Below are 17,978 nucleotides of genomic sequence, written 5' to 3' on the forward strand. Positions count from 1 at the left end.
ATTGGCAGGCAACCCTTACGCAGGAAGATTTTTTCATGTCAACGCAGAAGTGTGACTTTCTCATCTTCCAAAAATGTTCCACGCGTGGTACCGACAGCGGAGGCCGCATGGCGTCTCAATCTCGGTGAGACATGGGCGGTGCGCGGGTTTGCGTGAAACATCGGGCGCAAGGACGCCAATCAGGGGGTTTGCGTCGCACGGGCTGAGACGGTGCGCGAAATACGGGGCATGGGATGGGCGAGAGATGGCTCTGCTACCTCTCGACTGATATCAAAGAGCGATTCCCGCTTTCGCGGGAATGACGGGCCCAAACGGGATGGGGTGCGGAGCGTGGTGCCGCTGCGGCCTCCGGACTGAAACCAAGAGCGATTCCCGCTTTCGCGGGAATGACAAGCTAAAAGCGGGGATGACGGGCTCAAACGCAAAGGGCGCGGGGATGGTGCTGCATTGGCGGGCGTCCCGGCCAGGGCTTTGCTGGGTTTACTTTGCCTTGGCGGGTTTGGCCGTGGCTGCTTTCTTCACCTTTGGCGCCGGCATCAACACCGCCGTTTCCAGCAGCAGTTCCCGCAGGCGGTCGGCATCGTCCAGCAACTCATCCGCCACCGGATATTCCTTGGCACCTGGGTACGGCGGGCGCTGCGGCAGGTGCGGGGCCAGCCGCGTGGCGGCGGCGGAGGGTTTGACGAACAGGCTGTTGTCGCAGGCGAAGGCCACCACCTTCTCGTCCACGTAGAGGGCGTATTCCCCGAACATGCGGCGGTGAGTCAGGCGGGCGCCCAGCCCGGCCTGTTCCGTGAGATAGGCGATGAAATCGGTGTCGGTGGCCATGGCGTGGGGCGTGCGGCCGGGCGGGCCGGCGGGGCTTCACGATAGCGCGGGTGTTGGGGAAGGAGCGATTCCCGCGTTCGCGGGAATGACGTCAACCGTGCCTGCGGGGATGACGCGCGAGGAGCGATCCCCGCTTTCGCGGGGATGACGAGCAAGGAACGGGGATGACGGGCAACAAGCGCAGCGAGGCCGCGCGGGCTGGAATCAGCCGCAGCCGTCCAGCGTCAGGATCTGGCCGGGCTTGATGGCGTACTTGGGTTTCTTCAGGCGGTTGGCCTTGGCCAGGTCGGCGATCTCGCACTGCTGCTTGCGGGCGATGCTGCTGAGGGTGTCGCCGCGCTGCACTTTGTAGGTGCGGGGCTTGGGCTTGGCCGGGGCGCGCGCCGGGGCGGCGAGGGCCGGGGCGTCGCTGGCGGCGGGGCCGTTGGCGGGCATGGGGTCGCCCACGCGCACCAGCGCCGAGCGCACGTCGCTGGCCATCAGCTGCTGGGCCAGTTCCAGCCGCTTGCCGCGGGTGCAGTTGAAGCGGTACAGCCAGGCGATGCGGGTGGTGACATTGAGCACGGTGCCGGCCGGCAGCATCACGTCCGGGCTCCAGCGCGGATTGAGGTTGCGCAGCGGGCGTAGATAGCCATCGCGCGAGCCCCAGTTGCCGAGGCAGATGGTGAGCTCGTACAGCGAAGCCGGCTGCGACAGGGTGATGGTGGCCGGGCGCACGCTGACCTTGGGCCAGTGGATGCCGTACTCCTTCGGATGCAGATACAGCCAGGCGGCGGCGATCACCATCGGCACGTAGTCCTTGGTTTCGGCCGGGAACTGGCTGTACACGTCGATGTCCCAGAAGCTGCGGCCGCCGGACGCCTGGTACACGCGCAGGGCGCGGCCTTCGCCGCCGTTGTAGCCGGCCAGCGCCAGCTCGATGCTGTTGCCAAGCTGGGCCAGGCGCTCCTGTAGATACTGCGCGGCGGCATCGGCGGCGGCACGCGGGTCGTAGCGGGTGTCGAAGCCGGTGCCGTCATCGCCCAGACCGAAGCGGCGGCCGGTGGCCGGCATGAACTGCAGCGGGCCGACCGCGCCGGCGCGCGAGCCGGCGTGCACCTTGCCGTTCGATTCCTTGGCCAGGATGCCGAACAACAGCGCCTCCGGCAGGCCGTAGCGGCGGAACGCGGGCGACATCAGGTGCTGCATGTAGCGGTAGTTCTCGTAGCTGTCCATCAGCTGCGGGCGCATGTCGGTGAGCCAGCGGCGGATGCCGGCCTGTACCGCAGGGTTGAACTGCACCATCTTCACGAAACGCTGGCCGTCCTCGCTCAGCAGCGCGGCTGCATTGGCGGAATCGGGCACGTCGGCGGCGGTGAAGTCGCGCTCGTCCAGCGGGTCGTCGCCGGCGGCGGCATCATCGAAGCGCGGGGTGTCCTGCAGCAGGCGCTCGTAGGTGGCCAGCATCTGCTCCACCTCGCAGCCGCGCTGCTTGCCGCAGGCATCCACCACCGCCTTCATCTCGGCCAGCGCGGCGGTGGTGGCCTTGGCAGCGGAATCCTCGTCCTCGGCCTGCATGGCGTCGCGGTAGCGCTGCTCGGCGTCGTTCATGCGCTGCTGCAGCGCCGCCACCGCAGCCTGGTCGCGGCGCGATTCGGCCACGCCGCCGCGCTCGCGCCGCGCCTCGTCGGCACGGGCGGACAGGCTGAGGACCACCAGCAGCGGCAGCAGGGCGGTGGCAACGGAACGAAGGTGCATCGGCGGGCATCGGCAGCGCTTGGGGGCAGGCAGGGTAGCCGCGGCGGCCGCGTAGGGGCAAGGTTCACGGCATGAATACGCGGGCTTGACGATAGAATCCCGCGCATCCGTGAATGGAGCTGCATATGGATCCCATCCTGGTCGGGAAGGCCATCACCACCGAGGACGGCGGCCCGGTATATCTGCAGCCGGCCTTCGGCAATCGCCACGGCCTGGTGGCCGGCGCTACCGGCACCGGCAAGACGGTGACCCTGATGACGCTGGCCGAAGGCTTCAGCCGGCTGGGCGTGCCGGTGTTCCTGGCCGACGTGAAGGGCGACGTGGCCGGGCTGGCGGTGCCGGGCACGCCCAGCGAGAAGCTGCAGGCGCGCATCGCCCAGCTGGGCATCGCGGACTACCGCCACGAAGCCGCGCCGGTGGTGTTCTGGGACCTGTGGGGCAAGGCCGGGCATCCGGTGCGCGCCACCATCAGCGAGATGGGCCCCACCCTGCTCGGCCGCATCCTCGAACTCAACGACACCCAGGCCGGGGTGCTGGACATCGTGTTCAAGTTGGCCGACGACCGCGGCCTGCTGCTGCTCGACCTGGCCGACCTGCGCGCGCTGCTGAATCTGATCGCGGAGGAGCGCAAGGACATCAGCACCGCGTACGGGCTGGTCAGCACGCAGTCGATCGGCGCGATCCAGCGCGCGCTGCTGCGGCTCGAACAGGAGGGCGCCGACGCCTTCTTCGGCGAGCCGGCGCTGGAACTGGCCGACCTGATGCGCACCACGCCGGACGGGCGCGGGGTGGTGAACATCCTCGCCGCCGACCAGCTGATCCTGAAGCCGCGGCTGTACTCCAGCTTCCTGCTGTGGCTGCTGTCGGAGCTGTTCGAGACGCTGCCGGAGGTGGGCGATCTCGACAAGCCCAAGCTCGTCTTCGTGTTCGACGAGGCGCACCTGCTGTTCGACGACGCCCCGGCCGCGCTGCAGCAGCGGATCGAACAGGTGGTGCGGCTGATCCGTTCCAAGGGCGTGGGCGTGTACTTCTGCTCGCAGTTCCCGGACGACGTGCCGACGAACGTGCTCGGCCAGCTCGGCAACCGCTTCCAGCACGCGCTGCGCGCCTACACCCCGCGCGACCAGAAGGCGGTGCGCACGGCGGCCGAGACCTTCGTCGCCAATCCCGCGCTGGACGTGGCGCAGGCGATCGGCCAACTCGGCGTGGGCGAGGCGCTGGTGTCCACCCTGCAGGGCAAGGGCGTGCCGATGCCGGTGGAGCGCACGCTGATCGCGCCGCCGCGCTGCCGGATGGGCGCGATCACCGATGCCGAGCGCGCGCAGGTGCGCGCCGGCAGCCCGGTAGGCGGCAAGTACGACACCCGCATCGACCGCGAATCCGCGGCGGAGCGGCTGGCGCAGAAGGCCCAGACGCGCGCCGAGCAGGCGCAGGCACCGGCCGCCAGGACCGCGGAATCGGAGCCGGCCGGCGATGGCAACGGCTTCGGCCAGGCGGTGAAGGATGCGCTGTTCGGCACCAGGCGTCGGCAGGGCATGCTCGAAACCATGGCCAAGCAGACCGCGCGCACGGTCGGCAGCCAGTTGGGCCGGCAGATCCTGCGCGGCCTGCTGGGCGGCATGTTCGGTGGTCGCAAGTGAGGGTCGCATGGGTCGCTGGCGTCCCCCTGCCGAGAAAAGCACGGCGCTGATCACCCGCGCCGGCCACGACCGCCTGAAGGCGGAGCTGGACGAACTCTGGCGCGTGCGCCGCCCGGAGGTGGTCAAAGCCTTGGCCGCCGCCGCCGCCGAGGGCGACCGCTCGGAGAACGCCGAATACACCTACCGCAAGAAGCAGCTGGGCGAGATCGACCGCCGCGTGCGCTACCTCAGCAAGCGGCTGGAAGTGCTGAAAGTGGTGGATGCCGCGCCCGCCGACCGCGAGGCGGTGTTCTTCGGTGCCGAGGTAGAACTGGAGAACATCGCCAGCGGCGAGTGCGTCTGCTACCGCATCGTCGGCCCGGACGAAACCGACGCCGCGCGCGGCTGGATCAGCATCGACGCACCACTGGCGCGCGCGCTGCTGAAGAAGCGGATCGACGACGAGGTGCAGGTGCAGCTGCCCGGCGGCCTAGTGCGCTACGTGATCGTGGACGTGCGCTACCCGGGCTGACCGCCCTCAGCGCCGCAGCGCATCGAACTCGGGGTGGCGGCGCATCCAGGCGTCGGCGTAGGAACACTGCGGATCCACCTTCCACCCCTGCGCACGCGCGTGCTCGAGCGCGGCCTGCACCAGCGCGCCGGCGATGCCGCGGCCACCGATCTCCGGGGGCACGATGGTGTGGGTGATGGCCATCACCGCGCCGGCCGGGTCGAGCGCATAGTCCACCCGGGCCGGGTAGCCATCCACTTCGGTGCTGAAGCGCTGGTGGGCGGGATCGTGCTGGATCGTGTGCATCGCGGTCTCCGGGGATGGATCAAGAACCCAGCAGGCGGCCGACGAAATGCGCCCCCACCGCCGGCTGCAGCAACAGGGTGAACAGCACGCCGTAGGCGGCGCCCCACAGGTGCGCGCTGTGGTTGACGTTGCCCTGGCCGCGCCGGTCCATCCACAGGCTGTAGCCGACGTACAGCACGGCGAACAGGAAGGCCGGCACCGGCAGCGGGATCGGGAAGATGATCAGCGTGCTCCAGGGGTCGAACAGGATCGCCGCGAACAGCACCGCCGACACGCCGCCGGACGCCCCCAGGCTGCGGTAGTTCGGGTCGCGCTGGTGCGCGAGGTAGGTAGGCAGGATCGCTACCACGATCGCCGACAGGTAGAACAGCACGAAGCCGCCGGTGCCGATCCAGCCGGCGAACACGCGCTCGACCGTGCTGCCGAACGACCACAGGGTGATCATGTTGAACAGCAGGTGCGCCCAGTCCGCGTGCACGAAGCCGTAGGTGAGCAGGCGCTCGTACTGGCGCTGCCGCGCCAGCGCCGGCGGCCACAGCAGCAGACGGTCGAGCAGGCGCGGATCGCCGAACGCGCGCCAGCTCACCAGCACGGTGGCAAGCACGATGAGAAGGGTGGCCGACATCGCTCAACCTCCTCCGCTCACGCCCACTCGGTGAGGCCTTCGCGCTGGTACAGCTGCGCGAACGAGGGCCGCGCCTTCAAGCGCTGTGCCAGTGCCGCCAGCTGCGGCCACTCGGTGGCCGGGCGCGGCATGTTGCGCGACCAGCGCATCAGCATCACCAGGTAGAAATCGGCCACGCTCACGGCCTCGCCCAGCAGGTGCGGGCCGTGCGCGGCCAGGTGCGCGTCGATCCGGTCCCACTGCGCCTCGATGCGCGCGGCGCAGTGGCGCCGCACTTCCTCGGCCTGCGCCTCGCCCGCCGGCTCGTGCGGATACCACCACTGCCGCAGCAGCGGCTGCACCATGTTGGCGAGGTTGAACATCCACTGCAGGTAGTCGGCGCGGCGCGGATCATCCATGCCCGGGGCCAGGCCGGCCTGCGGGTGGCGCTCGGCCAGCAGCATCGCCAGCGCGGCCGCCTCGTACTGCGGCTTGCCGTCCAGCACCAGGGTGGGCACTACGCCGTTCGGGTTCAGCGCCAGGTACTCGGGCGATTTCTGCTCACACGCGGCGATATCCACTCGACGCAGTTCATACGGCAGGCCGGTTTCGATCAGCAGCCAATGGACGAGGAAGCTGGCGGCGCCGGGGGCGTAGTACAGGACGTTGGACATGGCGGGCTCGCGGGATGGGCGCGGGAGGAATGCCCGGATTTTCCCACAGCCGCCGCCGCGCGCCCCGTGCCCTTGGGCAGGGGTCATGCGCGGACTGCGCTGGGCTACCATCGCGCGGCCCACCGGAGCCTGCCCATGACCCGCGCGATCCGCCGCCATTTCCTCGCCCTGGCCCTGCTGGCCGCCTGCCTGCCGGGCATGGCCGCCCGCCCCACGCTGTCCACCGTGGCCGAACGCAGCGGCTACCAGCAGACCGGACGCTACGACGAGGTGGTCGCGCTGTGCGATGCCTACCAGCAGGCCTTCCCGAAGGCGGTGCGCTGCTTCGACTTCGGCGCCACGCCGCAAGGGCGGCCGATGAAGGCGCTGGCGATCTCCACCCGCGGCGCGCTGACGGCGGAGGACGCGCGCGCGCGCGGGCTGCCGGTGGTGCTGGTGCAGGGCGGCATCCACGCCGGCGAGATCGACGGCAAGGACGCCGGCTTCGCGCTCGCGCGCGACCTGCTGCAAGGCAAACTGGACACGCCGGGCCAGCGCCTCCTCGACCGCGTGGTGCTGCTGCTGGTGCCGGTGTTCAACGTGGACGGCCACGAGAACTTCCGCGCCTGGAACCGCCCCAACCAGCGCGGCCCGGAGCAGATGGGCTTCCGGGTCACCGCCCAGCGCCTCAACCTCAACCGCGACTACGTGAAGGCCGACGCGCCGGAGATGCAGGCGATGCTGGGGCTCATCAACCAGTGGGACCCGCTGCTCACGCTCGACCTGCACGTCACCGACGGCGCCAAGTTCCGCCACGACATCTCCATCACCGGCGAGCCGGTGAACGTGGGCGACGAGGCGCTGCGCGCGGCCGGGCGCGCGCTCAAGGACGGCATCATCAACCGCCTGAAGGCGCAGGGCTCGCTGCCGGTGGGCTTCTATCCCAGCTTCGTGCGCGAGGACGACCCCTCCAGCGGCTTCGTGGAAAGCGCCTATCCGCCGCGCTTTTCCAGCGGCTATTTCCCGCTGCGCAACCGGCTGGTCATCCTGGTGGAAACCCATTCTTGGAAGCCCTACCCGGCGCGCGTGCGCGCCACCTACAACGCGGTGCTGGACGCCTTGCAGCTGGTGGCGGAGAACGGCGCGCAGTGGAGCGCGCTGGCCGCGCAGGCCGATGCGCGCGCCCGCCAGCTGGGCGGCACGCCGGTGGCGCTGGACTACCGCACCACCGAGGACAAGCGCGTGATCGACTTCCTCGGCTATGCCTACAAGCGCGTGCACTCGGACATCTCCGGCGGCGAGATGACGGTGTACGACGAAACCACGCCGCAGCTGTGGATGCTGCCGCTGCGCGACACCATCGTGCCCGCGCTCAGCGTGGTCGCACCACATGCCGGCTATCTCGTACCCGCCGAATATGCCGCGCAGGTGGGCGCGCTGCTGCGCCTGCACGGGATCGACTTCCGCACCCTCTCAGGCCCACTGACGCAGACGCCGGTGCAGGCCTTCACCGCCGACCAGGTGGCGTTCTCCGCCACCCCGGTGGAAGCGCACCAGCGCGCCACGGTGTCCGGGGCGTGGTCGTCTACCGTCGTCGATCTCGGCGCCGGGGCGCTGTTCGTGCCGATCGCGCAGCCGAAGGCGCGCCTGCTGATGGCGATCCTGGAGCCGCAGGCGCCCGATTCGATGGCGGCCTGGGGGCTGTTCAACAACAGCTTCGAGCGCAAGGAATACATGGAAGGCTACGTCGCCGAGGAGCAGGCGCGGCTGATGCTGGCGCGCGATCCGGCGCTGAAGGCCGCGTTCGCGCAGAAGCTGAAGGACGACCCCGAGTTCGCCAGGAGCCCGCGCGCGCGGCTGGACTTCTTCTATCGCCGCCACCCGGCCTGGGACGCGGGCTACAACCGCTATCCGGTGCTGCGCACCGACCGCGTGCCGGACTGATCGCCATGACGATCGTGTGACGGCAGTCGCTTGCCTGCAGGGGCGGTGCGGGCCATGCTGGCCGCATGCCTGGAACCTTCCCGCTCCTGCCGTGCGGCTGAAGTCGCCCGCCCTCTGGCTGCTGCTGGCCGCCCTGGCGGGGCTCGGCTGGCGGCATGGCCTGCCCGCCGCGGGCAAGGCGCCGATCAACCCGCTCATCGCCGTGCCCACGGTCGCCGCCACGCGCAGCGAAGGCCCCGCCCTGCCCGCCTTCCTGCCGGCGGAGGCGCGCGCCACCGTCGCCCTGATCCAGCGCGGCGGCCCGTTCCCGTATCCGCAGGACGGCAGCGTATTCGGCAACTATGAAGGCCACCTGCCGCGCCAGCCGCGCGGCTGGTATCGCGAATACACCGTGCCCACGCCCGGCGCGCGCGGCCGCGGCACGCGCCGGATCGTCACCGGCGGCACCCCGCCGCGCGAGTGGTATTACACCGATGATCACTACGCGAGCTTCCGCCGCTTCGACGTACCCTGCCCCAGCGGAACCTGCCCATGAACGACGACACCCCTATCCTCGACTTGGACGATCCCCGCCAGGCCGGGGTGTTCTTCGTCACCGACGATGATCTCGACGCGCTGGCATCGCTGGCCGAAGATGCCGACTTGCTGCAGCGACGGATCGACCTGCGCGACTGCGACGGCAAGGACGCGCTGATCGAGCGCCTGCAGGATGCCCTGGGGATGCCGCCCGGCGCCCGCAACTGGGATGCCCTCAGCGATCACCTGCGCGATCTGTCGTGGCTGCCGGCGTCCGGCTATGCGCTGCTGCTGGCCAATGCCGGCGATCTGCGCGATGCCGACGAAACCAGCTTCGACATCTTGCTGGACATCCTCGATGTGGCCACGGTGGCGTGGCAGCAGCGCAACGTGCCGTTCTGGGCGTTCCTGGCCCTGCCCGAGAGCGACTTCCCACCGCCGCTCTGAGCTTGACGCTAGCATATCGGGATGAGCACTTACCCCATCGCTGCGGCGCTGCGACGCGCCACGCTGGACGACATCCCGGCCCTGGTGGATCTGGTGACCCGCGCCTATCGCGGCGAGGCCAGCCGCGCCGGGTGGACCACCGAAGCCGACCTGCTGGACGGCAACCGCATCGACCCCGAGATCCTGGCCGCGGATCTCACGCGTCCGCGCAGCCTGGTGCCGGTGCTGGAACAAGAAGGTCGCCTGCTGGCCTGCGCCCACGTGGCCGAGGACGACGGCGCCGGCTACTTCGGGATGTTCGCAGTGGAGCCCACCCTGCAAGGCGCCGGCATCGGCAAGCGGCTGCTCGCCGAGTGCGAGCGCATCGCGCGGGATGAATGGGCCCTGCCGGTCATGCGCATGACCGTGATCGACCTGCGCGCGGAGCTGATCGCGTTCTACCAGCGTCGCGGCTACCGCCGTACCGGCGTGTTCAAGCCGTTCCCTTATGGCGATGCGCGCTTCGGTCTGCCCAAACGGCAGGATCTGCGCTTCGAAGTGCTGGAAAAGCCGCTGCGCGCGGAGGCGATGGCATGAGCACGCCGTGGACGTACGTGTGCAGCACCGCCGAGTTGCTGCCCGGCGAAATGAAGCCCGTCTTCGACGAGACCACCGGCACCCCGATCGTGGTGTTCAATCTCGACGGCACCCTGTACGCGCTGGAAGACCGCTGCTCGCACGAGGATTTCGAGCTGTCCGCCGGCCATTTCGACGCCGCCAATGGCGACGTGGAATGCGTGCTGCACGGCGCCCGCTTCGACGTGCGCGACGGCCGCGCCCTGTGCGCACCCGCCTACGAACCGGTCGCCAAGTTCCCGGTGAAGGTCGAGAACGGCAGCGTGTACGTCCGCGACGACCGCTGACCAACGCCCACGGCGGGCGACCCCGCCCGTCCGCCACGCGGCAGCGGACCTCCCCTTGAAGCCTCACCAGACCGGCGCGGTGGCACGCGGGGCGCGCGCCGCCTCGTTGGTTGTAAATGCGAATCGTTCTTATTATTATGCACACACCAGCGGCACCCGCCGCTCTCATCCCGCACGCACCCTTCTTCTTTTCCGAGATCACAAGCCATGCCTGCCTCGTCCCCGCACTCGCTTCTGCGCGCCCCGCTGACCCTGGCCATCGGGCTGATCCTCGCCAGCACCGCACACGCCGGCGAACCGCCGCTGGATGACCGCCGCGATCCGGCCAAGGACATCGATGCGGTGATCGTGGTCGGCCAGCGCTACCTGCCGGACTACCAGGCCCGCACCACCCGCAGCGCGACCAAGACCAACACCCCGCTGCTGGATGTGCCGCAGGCGGTCACCGTGGTCACCGACAAGCTGGTCGCCGACCAGGGCGTGACCAGCCTCAACGAGACCTTCCGCTACATGCCCGGGGTCGGCACCGCGCAGGGCGAAGGCAACCGCGACACCCCGGTGATGCGCGGCATCAGCTCCACCGGCGACTTCTACGTGGACGGCATCCGCGACGACGTGCAGTACTTCCGCGATACCTACAACCTGGAGCGCGCGGAGGCGCTGAAAGGCCCGAGCGCGATGATCTTCGGGCGCGGCGGCAGCGGCGGCGTGATCAACCGCATCACCAAGCTGGCCGACGGCATGAACCACCGCAGCGCCACCCTGCAGTTCGGCTCGAACCTGCGCCGGCGCGCGACCGTGGACTTCGGCCAGGGCTTCGGCGAAAACGCAGGCTTCCGGGTCAACGCGATGGCCGAGGACTCCGGCAGCTTCCGCGACGACGTGTATCTGAAGCGCCACGGGCTCAATCCGTCGCTGAACTTTGACCTCGGTGCCGCGACCGCCGTGGTGCTGGCCTACGAGCGCTTCCATGACGACCGCACCGCCGACCGCGGCGTGCCCTCCTATCAAGGCCGACCGCTGCGCACCGACCCGTCCACCTTTTTCGGCAACCCGCGCCTGAGTCGCACCGAAGCCGACGTGGACGCCTTCGACGCCACGCTGGAGCACGCCTTCAGCGACACCCTGCGCCTGCGCAACCACCTGCGCTGGGCCGACTACGACAAGTACTACCAGAACGTGTTCCCGGGCGCGGTCAGCACCGATGGCAGCACGGTGACACTGTCGGCCTATCGCGACGCCACCCGCCGCCGCAACCTGTTCAACCAGACCGACCTCGTGTGGGAGGTGAGCAGCGGCGCGCTGCGGCATACCGTGCTGGCCGGGGCCGAGCTCGGGCGCCAGGTGACCGACAATTTCCGCCAGACCGGCTACTTCGCGCCGGGTACCAACGTGGTGCCGGTGTCCAGCCCAAATGTGGACGTGGCGGTGACCTTCCAGCAGAGCGCCAGCGACGCCGACAACCACGGCATCGCGCGCACGGCGGCGGTGTACCTGCAGGACCAGATCGAGTTCTCGCCGCGCTGGCAGGCAATCGTGGGCCTGCGCTACGACGCCTTCCGGGTCGATCTGCGCAACAACCGCAACGGCCAGTGGCTGCGCAGCGACGATGACATGCTCTCGCCCCGCGCCGGGCTGATCTACAAGCCGCATGCGGAGGTCTCGCTCTATGCCAGCGTCAGCACCGCGTTCCAGCCGCGCGCCGGCGACCAGCTGGCCTCGCTCACCGCCAGCAACGCCGCGCTGAAGCCGGAACGCTTCTACAACCGCGAGCTGGGCGCCAAGTGGGATATCCGGCGCGACCTGCAGGCCAGCATCGCCATGTACCGGCTCGAGCGCAGCAACGTGGCCGTGACCGACCCGAACGATGCCACCCGCCTGATCCTGGTCGATGGCCAGTACAGCCAGGGCGTGGAGCTGGGCCTGGCCGGCCGCATCAGCGAACGCTGGCAGGTGATGGGCGGCTACGCCTGGCAGGACGGCGCGATCACCGCCACCCAGTCGGCCAGCGCGGTCAAGGGCAACCGGCTGGCGCAGCTGCCGCGGCATTCCGCCTCGCTGTGGAACCGCTACGACTTCAGCGAACGCGTGGGCGTCGGCCTGGGGCTGATCCATCGGGGCGCGATCTTCGCCAACGTGGACAATGCGGTGACGCTGCCAGCCTTCACGCGGTTGGACGCCGCGCTGTACTGGACGCTCTCGCCAAAGCTCCAGGTGCAGCTCAACGTCGAGAACCTGGGCAACGTGCGCTACTTCGCCAGTGCGCACAGCAACAACAACATCAGCCCGGGCGCGCCGCGCAGCGCGTGGGTAACGCTCAACGTCCGCTACTGACGACTGACCGCTCATGCACGCCAACGTTTCCCCGCCGCGCCGGCGCGGCACGCTGCACCGCTTCGTCCGCCAGCTGCACCTGTGGATCGGCGCCTGGGGCGCGCTGGCCGCCATCCTGTACGGCGCCACCGGGCTGGTGCTGAACCACCGCATGGGAGAAGGCGCCTGGCCGCAGGGCGAGTCCCGGGATACCGCGCGCGTCACGCTGGCGATCCCGGCCAGCGCCCGCGCCACCCCGGAGCAGCTCTCGCTATGGCTCAGGCACACCCGCGGGCTGGATGCGCAGCTGATCCGCAAGGGTGGACCCGGCGGCGATGGCAGGCCGGCGCCGAAGTGGTCGCTCAGCGGCGGCAACGCGCGGCAATCGTGGACGCTGGACTATGCCCCAGGCAGCGACCGCGCCCTGCTCAAGTACAGCCAGCATTCGCCGCTGGCCGCGCTGAACCGCCTGCACAAGGCCGTGGGTGGCGGGCTGCCCTGGCGCCTGCTGGCCGACAGCTTCGCCATCGGCATGCTGCTGCTCGGGCTGTCCGGGATCTGGATGTGGGGGCGCGGCCGCAGTGCGCGCGAGCTGGTGTTCAGCGTGATGGGGCTGTCCACCCTCGTGTTTGCGGCGGTGCTGGCGCTCGCCCTCGGCTAGCGCCAGCAGCCCAAGCAAGGCCTCCCGTGCGCGTCACGCCAGGGCGTCGGCCGCGGCGAGGATGTCCTCGTCCTTCGGGATCACCAGGAACGCCGCGCCGGCCAGCGGGGTGTAGGTGTCCGCGCCGACCACGCGCTTGAGCGGCTTGCCGCCGTGGCCGGCTTCCGTGATCGCGGTGATCACGCCCTCGCCGATACCGGCGCTGAAGCGGCCTTCATCGACGATCAGGATGCGCTCGCATTCGCCGGCATGCCTGGCGATCGCGGCGTGGTTCAGCGGCACCAGCCAGCGCAGATCCACCACGCGCACCTTCCAGCCATGCTTCTTCTGGATCTCGCGCGCGGCGCGCAGGCTCATCGGCACGCCGTTGCCGAAGGTGAAGATCACGCAGTCGGTGGCGTCCGCGTCGTAGACGCGTTCCTCGCCCAGCACCAGCGCCTGGTCGGGCGCCGGGTAGGCGGTCAGCCACTGGCCATCACCCGGCTCGTACAGGTCCTTGGTCATGTACAGCGCAATCGGTTCCAGGAACACGCTGACACGGCCGTCCACCTTCGCCAGCGTCGCCAGCGTGCGCAGCATCATCGCAGCGTCGTCGCCACGCGAGGGGCACCCCACGACCAGGCCCGGGATATCGCGCAGCGCAGTCACCGAGTTGTCATTGTGGAAATGCCCGCCGAAGCCGCGCTGGTAGCCCAACCCGGCGATGCGCACCACCATCGGGTTGCGGAACTGGTCGTTGCTGAAGAACTGCAGCGAGCAGGCCTCGCCGCGCAGCTGGTCAATGGCGTTGTGCAGGTAGGCCAGGTACTGGATCTCGGGGATCGGCAGCAGCCCCATGTTGGCGAAGCCCTGCGCCAGCCCCAGGATCGTGGTCTCGTCCAGCAACGTGTTGAACACGCGCTTGCTGCCAAAGGCCTTGTACAGGCCCTTGGTGACGGTGTACACGCCGCCCTTCTGCGCCACGTCCTCGCCGAACAGCAGCGTTTCCGGATACTTGGCCATCAGATCGTGCAGAGCTTGGTTGATCTGGATGGCCAGATGTCGAGGCGGCTGTCTCTCGGGAAGCCTGTCCTCGCCGCCGAACGCCTTGATGCGGGCCTCCAGCGCCGGCACGCGGGTAGCCTCGGCCTGTACCTCGTCCGGGGTGTACGGCGCCAGTGGCGCCATGACCTGCGCCAGGGTGGTCAGGCGCGGGCGGCGATCGGCCTCCTCGGCGGCGGCAAAGCACTTGCGGCGGATGTCCTCGTACAGCGCGAGGATTTCCTCCTGCGTCATCAGCCCCGACTCCAGCGCGATCGCCGCGCTGCGCAGCAAGGGGTCGCTGGCTTCGACCGCGCAGAGCTCCTCCAGACTGCGCCACTCGATCTCGAAGTCGGTGCCGGCGTGCCCCATGATGCGGGTGGTGCGCAAATGCAGGAAAGTCGGCCGACGCGTGCGCCGGCAGTGCTCCACGGCGCGCAGCACGTCACCGTAGCCGGCGGCGAGATCCAGGCCGTCGGCATAGAAGTAGTCGAGATCTGGACGGTGGCGGAAGCTCTCACCGATCCAGCCCGCCGGCGTCTTCACCGAAATGCCGATGCCATTGTCCTCGCATACGAACAAGACCGGCGCCGGCAGTTTCTGATACGCCGTCCAGCTGGCGGCATTGAACGCCGTCTGCGCAGTGGCGTGGTTGGCCGAGGCGTCGCCAAACGAGCAGATCACGATGCTGTCGTCTGGCACCGGAAGCGGCTGGTTCAACCGGCGCGCGGTCTCGATCGCAATCGCGGTGCCCAGCGCTTTCGGCAGGTGCGAGGCAATCGTGGAGGTCTGCGGCAACACCCACAGCGGCTTGCTGCCCCACACCTTGTGACGGCCGCCGCTGGCCGGGTCTTCCGCGCTGGCGGCAAAGCTCAGCGCCGAATCCATGATCGGATCCATCCCCGGCAGCTTGCGGAAGCGCTCGGCCATGAAACCGCCGCTGCGGTAGTGCAAAAACGCCGGATCGGTATGGCGGGTGGCGCGCGCGACCATGGCGTTGCCTTCGTGGCCGCTGCTGCCGATGGTGTAGAAGACCTTGTTCTGCACCCGCAGCACGCGAGCCATCAGGTCGAGGTGACGCGAGATCAGCTGCGATTCGAACAGCTCGCGGAAGCTGCGGGCGTCCAGCGCGCTACCGTCGAGGATGGGCTCCTGCGGCGCCGGCCTGGGCTGGACGCGGCCGCTCCAGCTGCGCACGAACTCCTGGAAGTTGACGTCGCAGATCTCGGCGCGATTGACGCCCCTCATACGAGCGGGAATGGGATGCGGAACGGGCGCGAACATGCGGGCCTCGTGAAATGCGAATGCAGTCGGCCGCGCGCGCGGCCGATCGGAATCAGAACGCGTTGATGCCGGTCAGCTCGCGGCCGACCACCAGCTGGTGCACGGTCTCGGTGCCCTCATAGGTGACGACCGACTCCAGGTTCAACGCATGCCGGATCGGGCAGTGCTCGGTGGTGATGCCGGCGCCGCCGAGCAGGTCGCGCGCCTCGCGGGCGATGTCGAGCGCCATGCGCACGTTGTTCCACTTGGCCAGCGAAACCTGGGTGGGCTGCATGGTGCCAGCGTCCTTCAGCCGCCCCAGCTGCAGCGACAGCAGCTGGGCCAGGGTGATGCGGCGGGCCATGTCGGCCAGCTTCAGCTGCGCGGCCTGGGTGGCGGCCACCGGACGCCCGAACAGGATGCGTTCCTTGCTGTAACGCAGCGCTTCGTCCAGACAGGCGATGGCAGCGCCGATCGGGCCCCAGGTGATGCCGTAGCGGGCCTGGGTGAGGCAACCCAGCGGGCCCTTCAACCCCTTCACGTTGGGCAGACGGTTGGCCTCCGGAACCCGCACATTGTCGAAGTACAGCGCGCTGGTGACCGATGCGCGCAGGCTCATCTTGTGCTTGATCTCCTGCGCGGCGAAGCCGGGCATCCCCTTCTCGACGATGAAGCCCTGGATGCCCTCGTCGGTCTGCGCCCAGACGATGGCGATGTCGGCCAGATTGCCATTGGTGATCCACATCTTGGCGCCGTTGATCACCCAGTCGCCGCCATCGCGCTTGGCGTGGGTCTTCATGTTGGCCGGGTCGGAGCCGCCGTGCGGCTCGGTCAGACCGAAGCAGCCGATGACCTTACCCGCGGCCATCTCGGGCAGCCAGCGCTGGCGCTGCTCTTCGCTGCCGTAGGCGTAGATGGGATACATGCACAGCGAGCTCTGCACCGACACGAAGCTGCGGATGCCGGAATCGCCGCGCTCCAGCTCCTGGCAGATCAGGCCGTAGCTGACCGAGTTCAGGCCGGCGCAGCCGTATTGCTCCGGCAGCGACGAGCCAAGCAGGCCGAGATTTGCGATCTCCGGAATCAGCTCCTTGGGGAAGCGGCCGGCGTCGAAGCACTCGCCGATGATCGGCAGTACCTTCTCGTCGGTGAAACGCGCTACGGTGTCCTGCACCGCGCGCTCTTCTTCGCTGAGCATCGAACGGACGTCGTACAGGTCGTAGGGGTGCAGGGCCATGGCAGGTTGACGGTCAGGATGGACGAACCGTCATTGTAATCTTGCGGCCCGTACAGGCGGTACGTGCGATCCGCCGAGTTTCCTCTGCGAATCGTCGATCCCGCTGCCCTGCGCGTGCGTTTCGCCGCCCCCTGCAAAACGGGGCCGGAGATCACCCCGGCCCCGCGTGCAATCCGCTTGTAGATGTGGTGTCAGCGCATGGTCGCGCCGTCGGCGGCGGCGGTCTGGGTGACCACGCGCCCGTCGATCACCGGCAGCTGCGCGCCGGGCTTGCCGTCCATGCGCACGGTGTGCTGCTCGCCGTTGTAGCGGTAGGTCACGTCGTAGCCGATCGTCTTGCTGCCGTCGCCCAGCGCGATCCGGCTGCCGGGCTTGCTGTCCATGCGCATCGTGCCGGTGCTGCCGTCGGGCCTGCGATAGGTGACGTTCCAGCCGACCGTGCGCTCGCTGGTGGAGGTGCCGGTGACGGTGTGGCACTGGCGCTCGGTGCGGCTGACCACCTTGCCGCCTTCGTGGCGCTTGTCGATCTCACGCCCGGCATAGCCGCCCGCCACGGCGCCGGCGACGGTCGCCAGCTTGCGGCCATCACCCTTGCCAACCTGGTTGCCGACCAGTCCGCCGACCAAGGCACCGACCACGGTGCCGCCGACATTGCCATCGCGCTCGGGCAGACGCTCCTGCACCACCACGTCTTCGCACACTTCGCGCGGGGTGTTGACGGTATTGGTCTCGCGGATCGGTTCGCTGCGCAGCACGGTGGCGTACAGCGGCTCCCGGGCGATTACCGGCTTGACGTCCAGCACGTCGGCGTACTCCAGGCGCGGCGCGGCGGAGGCCGGAATGGCATTGCTGGCCGGCATGGGTTCGCCGTTGGCGCCTGCCGGCGGCTGGGCGACGGCAGCCGCAGGCGCGGCGGCCTCGGCCGGCTGCGGCTTGCGAGCATTCATGTAACCTGCGACGGCCACGCCGCCGACCACCAGGGCGGCCGCGACGGCGATGGCGAGGGTGGTGTTGTTGGACATGTTCGGCTCCCGCATGAGTGAATGGAAACGCCCCCCCCCTGAGCGCGGTCGATTGCAGCACGCTGAAACTGAATCGGCCCCGAGCAGGCAGTATGCACCCACCTACTGCGGAATAAAGGGTTCAGCTCACTGAATGCCGCATTCAGCACCTGCCGTGCTAGCGTGTCCGCATGCGCAATCTGCTGCTCGCCCCGTTGCTGCGCTGGCTGGGAAGGCTGAGCTTCCCGCACCTGTTCCTGCTCAGCGCGCTCCTGTTCCTGCTCGACCTCATGGTCCCGGATGTCATTCCGTTCGCCGACGAGCTGCTGCTGGGCCTGCTCACCCTGCTGCTTTCGCGCTGGAAGACGCCTAAACCTGCTGCGCCTCCACCAAACGCGGGCGACCGCCAGCGCTGA

The 17,978-nt window shown here is 69.1% G+C and carries 18 protein-coding genes; 10 read left to right on the forward strand and 8 right to left on the reverse strand.

Features of this window, described 5'->3' with window-relative positions:
- Positions 1-480: 480 nt before the first annotated feature.
- A complete protein-coding gene (locus ML342_RS10980; protein ID WP_240127077.1) occupies positions 481-828 on the reverse strand; it encodes a TfoX/Sxy family protein in 348 nt (115 codons plus the stop codon).
- A 204-nt stretch (positions 829-1,032) separates the two neighbouring features.
- A complete protein-coding gene (locus ML342_RS10985; protein WP_240127078.1) occupies positions 1,033-2,565 on the reverse strand; it encodes a transglycosylase SLT domain-containing protein in 1,533 nt (510 codons plus the stop codon).
- A gap of 125 nt (positions 2,566-2,690) precedes the next feature.
- Between ML342_RS10985 and ML342_RS10990 the strand changes: the two genes are divergently transcribed.
- Together ML342_RS10990 and greB are read left to right on the forward strand one after the other, a co-directional pair.
- The gene (locus ML342_RS10990) at positions 2,691-4,205 is read left to right on the forward strand and encodes a helicase HerA-like domain-containing protein (protein ID WP_240127079.1); all 1,515 of its coding nucleotides are present in this window, start codon (positions 2,691-2,693) and stop codon (positions 4,203-4,205) included.
- Positions 4,206-4,212: 7 nt separating this feature from the next.
- Complete coding sequence (greB, locus tag ML342_RS10995) at positions 4,213-4,716, forward strand: transcription elongation factor GreB (RefSeq protein ID WP_240127080.1); 504 nt, start codon at positions 4,213-4,215, stop codon at positions 4,714-4,716.
- A 6-nt stretch (positions 4,717-4,722) separates the two neighbouring features.
- Here the strand turns inward: greB and ML342_RS11000 are convergent, their stop codons facing one another.
- From ML342_RS11000 to ML342_RS11010, 3 genes are read right to left on the reverse strand one after another with little or no spacing between them, the layout of a single operon-like run.
- Complete coding sequence (locus ML342_RS11000; RefSeq protein ID WP_240127081.1) at positions 4,723-5,001, reverse strand: GNAT family N-acetyltransferase; 279 nt, start codon at positions 4,999-5,001, stop codon at positions 4,723-4,725.
- A gap of 19 nt (positions 5,002-5,020) precedes the next feature.
- The gene (locus tag ML342_RS11005; RefSeq protein ID WP_240127082.1) at positions 5,021-5,626 is read right to left on the reverse strand and encodes a rhomboid family intramembrane serine protease; all 606 of its coding nucleotides are present in this window, start codon (positions 5,624-5,626) and stop codon (positions 5,021-5,023) included.
- Between the two features lie 17 nt (positions 5,627-5,643).
- Entirely contained in the window at positions 5,644-6,279 is a 636-nt protein-coding gene (locus ML342_RS11010) for a glutathione S-transferase family protein (RefSeq protein ID WP_240127083.1), read from the reverse strand.
- Positions 6,280-6,414: 135 nt separating this feature from the next.
- Here ML342_RS11010 and ML342_RS11015 point away from each other — a divergent pair, with 135 nt between their 5' ends.
- From ML342_RS11015 to ML342_RS11045, 7 genes are all read left to right on the forward strand, one after another.
- Positions 6,415-8,202: a M14 family zinc carboxypeptidase gene (locus ML342_RS11015; RefSeq protein ID WP_240127084.1), complete on the forward strand. Its 1,788-nt coding sequence runs from the start codon at positions 6,415-6,417 to the stop codon at positions 8,200-8,202.
- A 97-nt stretch (positions 8,203-8,299) separates the two neighbouring features.
- A complete protein-coding gene (locus ML342_RS11020) occupies positions 8,300-8,737 on the forward strand; it encodes a guanyl-specific ribonuclease (protein WP_240127108.1) in 438 nt (145 codons plus the stop codon).
- Positions 8,734-9,165: a barstar family protein gene (locus ML342_RS11025; RefSeq protein ID WP_240127085.1), complete on the forward strand. Its 432-nt coding sequence runs from the start codon at positions 8,734-8,736 to the stop codon at positions 9,163-9,165. Before ML342_RS11020 ends, ML342_RS11025 begins: the two co-directional genes overlap by 4 nt.
- Positions 9,166-9,186: 21 nt before the next feature.
- On the forward strand, positions 9,187-9,741 hold the full coding sequence (locus ML342_RS11030) for a GNAT family N-acetyltransferase (RefSeq protein WP_240127086.1): 555 nt from the start codon (positions 9,187-9,189) through the stop codon (positions 9,739-9,741).
- Complete coding sequence (locus ML342_RS11035; protein WP_240127087.1) at positions 9,738-10,067, forward strand: non-heme iron oxygenase ferredoxin subunit; 330 nt, start codon at positions 9,738-9,740, stop codon at positions 10,065-10,067. Before ML342_RS11030 ends, ML342_RS11035 begins: the two co-directional genes overlap by 4 nt.
- 207 nt (positions 10,068-10,274) lie before the next feature.
- Positions 10,275-12,401, forward strand: coding sequence for a TonB-dependent receptor (locus ML342_RS11040; RefSeq protein WP_240127088.1), 2,127 nt, complete (start codon positions 10,275-10,277; stop codon positions 12,399-12,401).
- Positions 12,402-12,414: 13 nt separating this feature from the next.
- Positions 12,415-13,041, forward strand: a complete 627-nt coding sequence (locus tag ML342_RS11045; RefSeq protein ID WP_240127089.1) for a PepSY-associated TM helix domain-containing protein — start codon at positions 12,415-12,417, stop codon at positions 13,039-13,041.
- A gap of 33 nt (positions 13,042-13,074) precedes the next feature.
- On the opposite strand, the gene ML342_RS11050 is transcribed toward ML342_RS11045, so the two are convergent.
- The 3 genes from ML342_RS11050 to ML342_RS11060 all read right to left on the reverse strand — a co-directional run bounded on the left by ML342_RS11050 (position 13,075) and on the right by ML342_RS11060 (position 17,583).
- The gene (locus ML342_RS11050) at positions 13,075-15,309 is read right to left on the reverse strand and encodes a thiamine pyrophosphate-dependent enzyme (RefSeq protein WP_439655197.1); all 2,235 of its coding nucleotides are present in this window, start codon (positions 15,307-15,309) and stop codon (positions 13,075-13,077) included.
- 88 nt (positions 15,310-15,397) lie between these two features.
- On the reverse strand, positions 15,398-16,561 hold the full coding sequence (locus tag ML342_RS11055; protein WP_240127091.1) for an acyl-CoA dehydrogenase family protein: 1,164 nt from the start codon (positions 16,559-16,561) through the stop codon (positions 15,398-15,400).
- A 191-nt stretch (positions 16,562-16,752) separates the two neighbouring features.
- A complete protein-coding gene (locus ML342_RS11060; RefSeq protein WP_275672475.1) occupies positions 16,753-17,583 on the reverse strand; it encodes a glycine zipper 2TM domain-containing protein in 831 nt (276 codons plus the stop codon).
- 170 nt (positions 17,584-17,753) lie between these two features.
- Between ML342_RS11060 and ML342_RS11065 the strand changes: the two genes are divergently transcribed.
- On the forward strand, positions 17,754-17,978 hold the full coding sequence (locus ML342_RS11065) for a DUF6116 family protein (protein ID WP_240127092.1): 225 nt from the start codon (positions 17,754-17,756) through the stop codon (positions 17,976-17,978).

Source organism: Thermomonas alba, from assembly GCF_022419205.1.
GTDB lineage: Bacteria > Pseudomonadota > Gammaproteobacteria > Xanthomonadales > Xanthomonadaceae > Thermomonas > Thermomonas alba.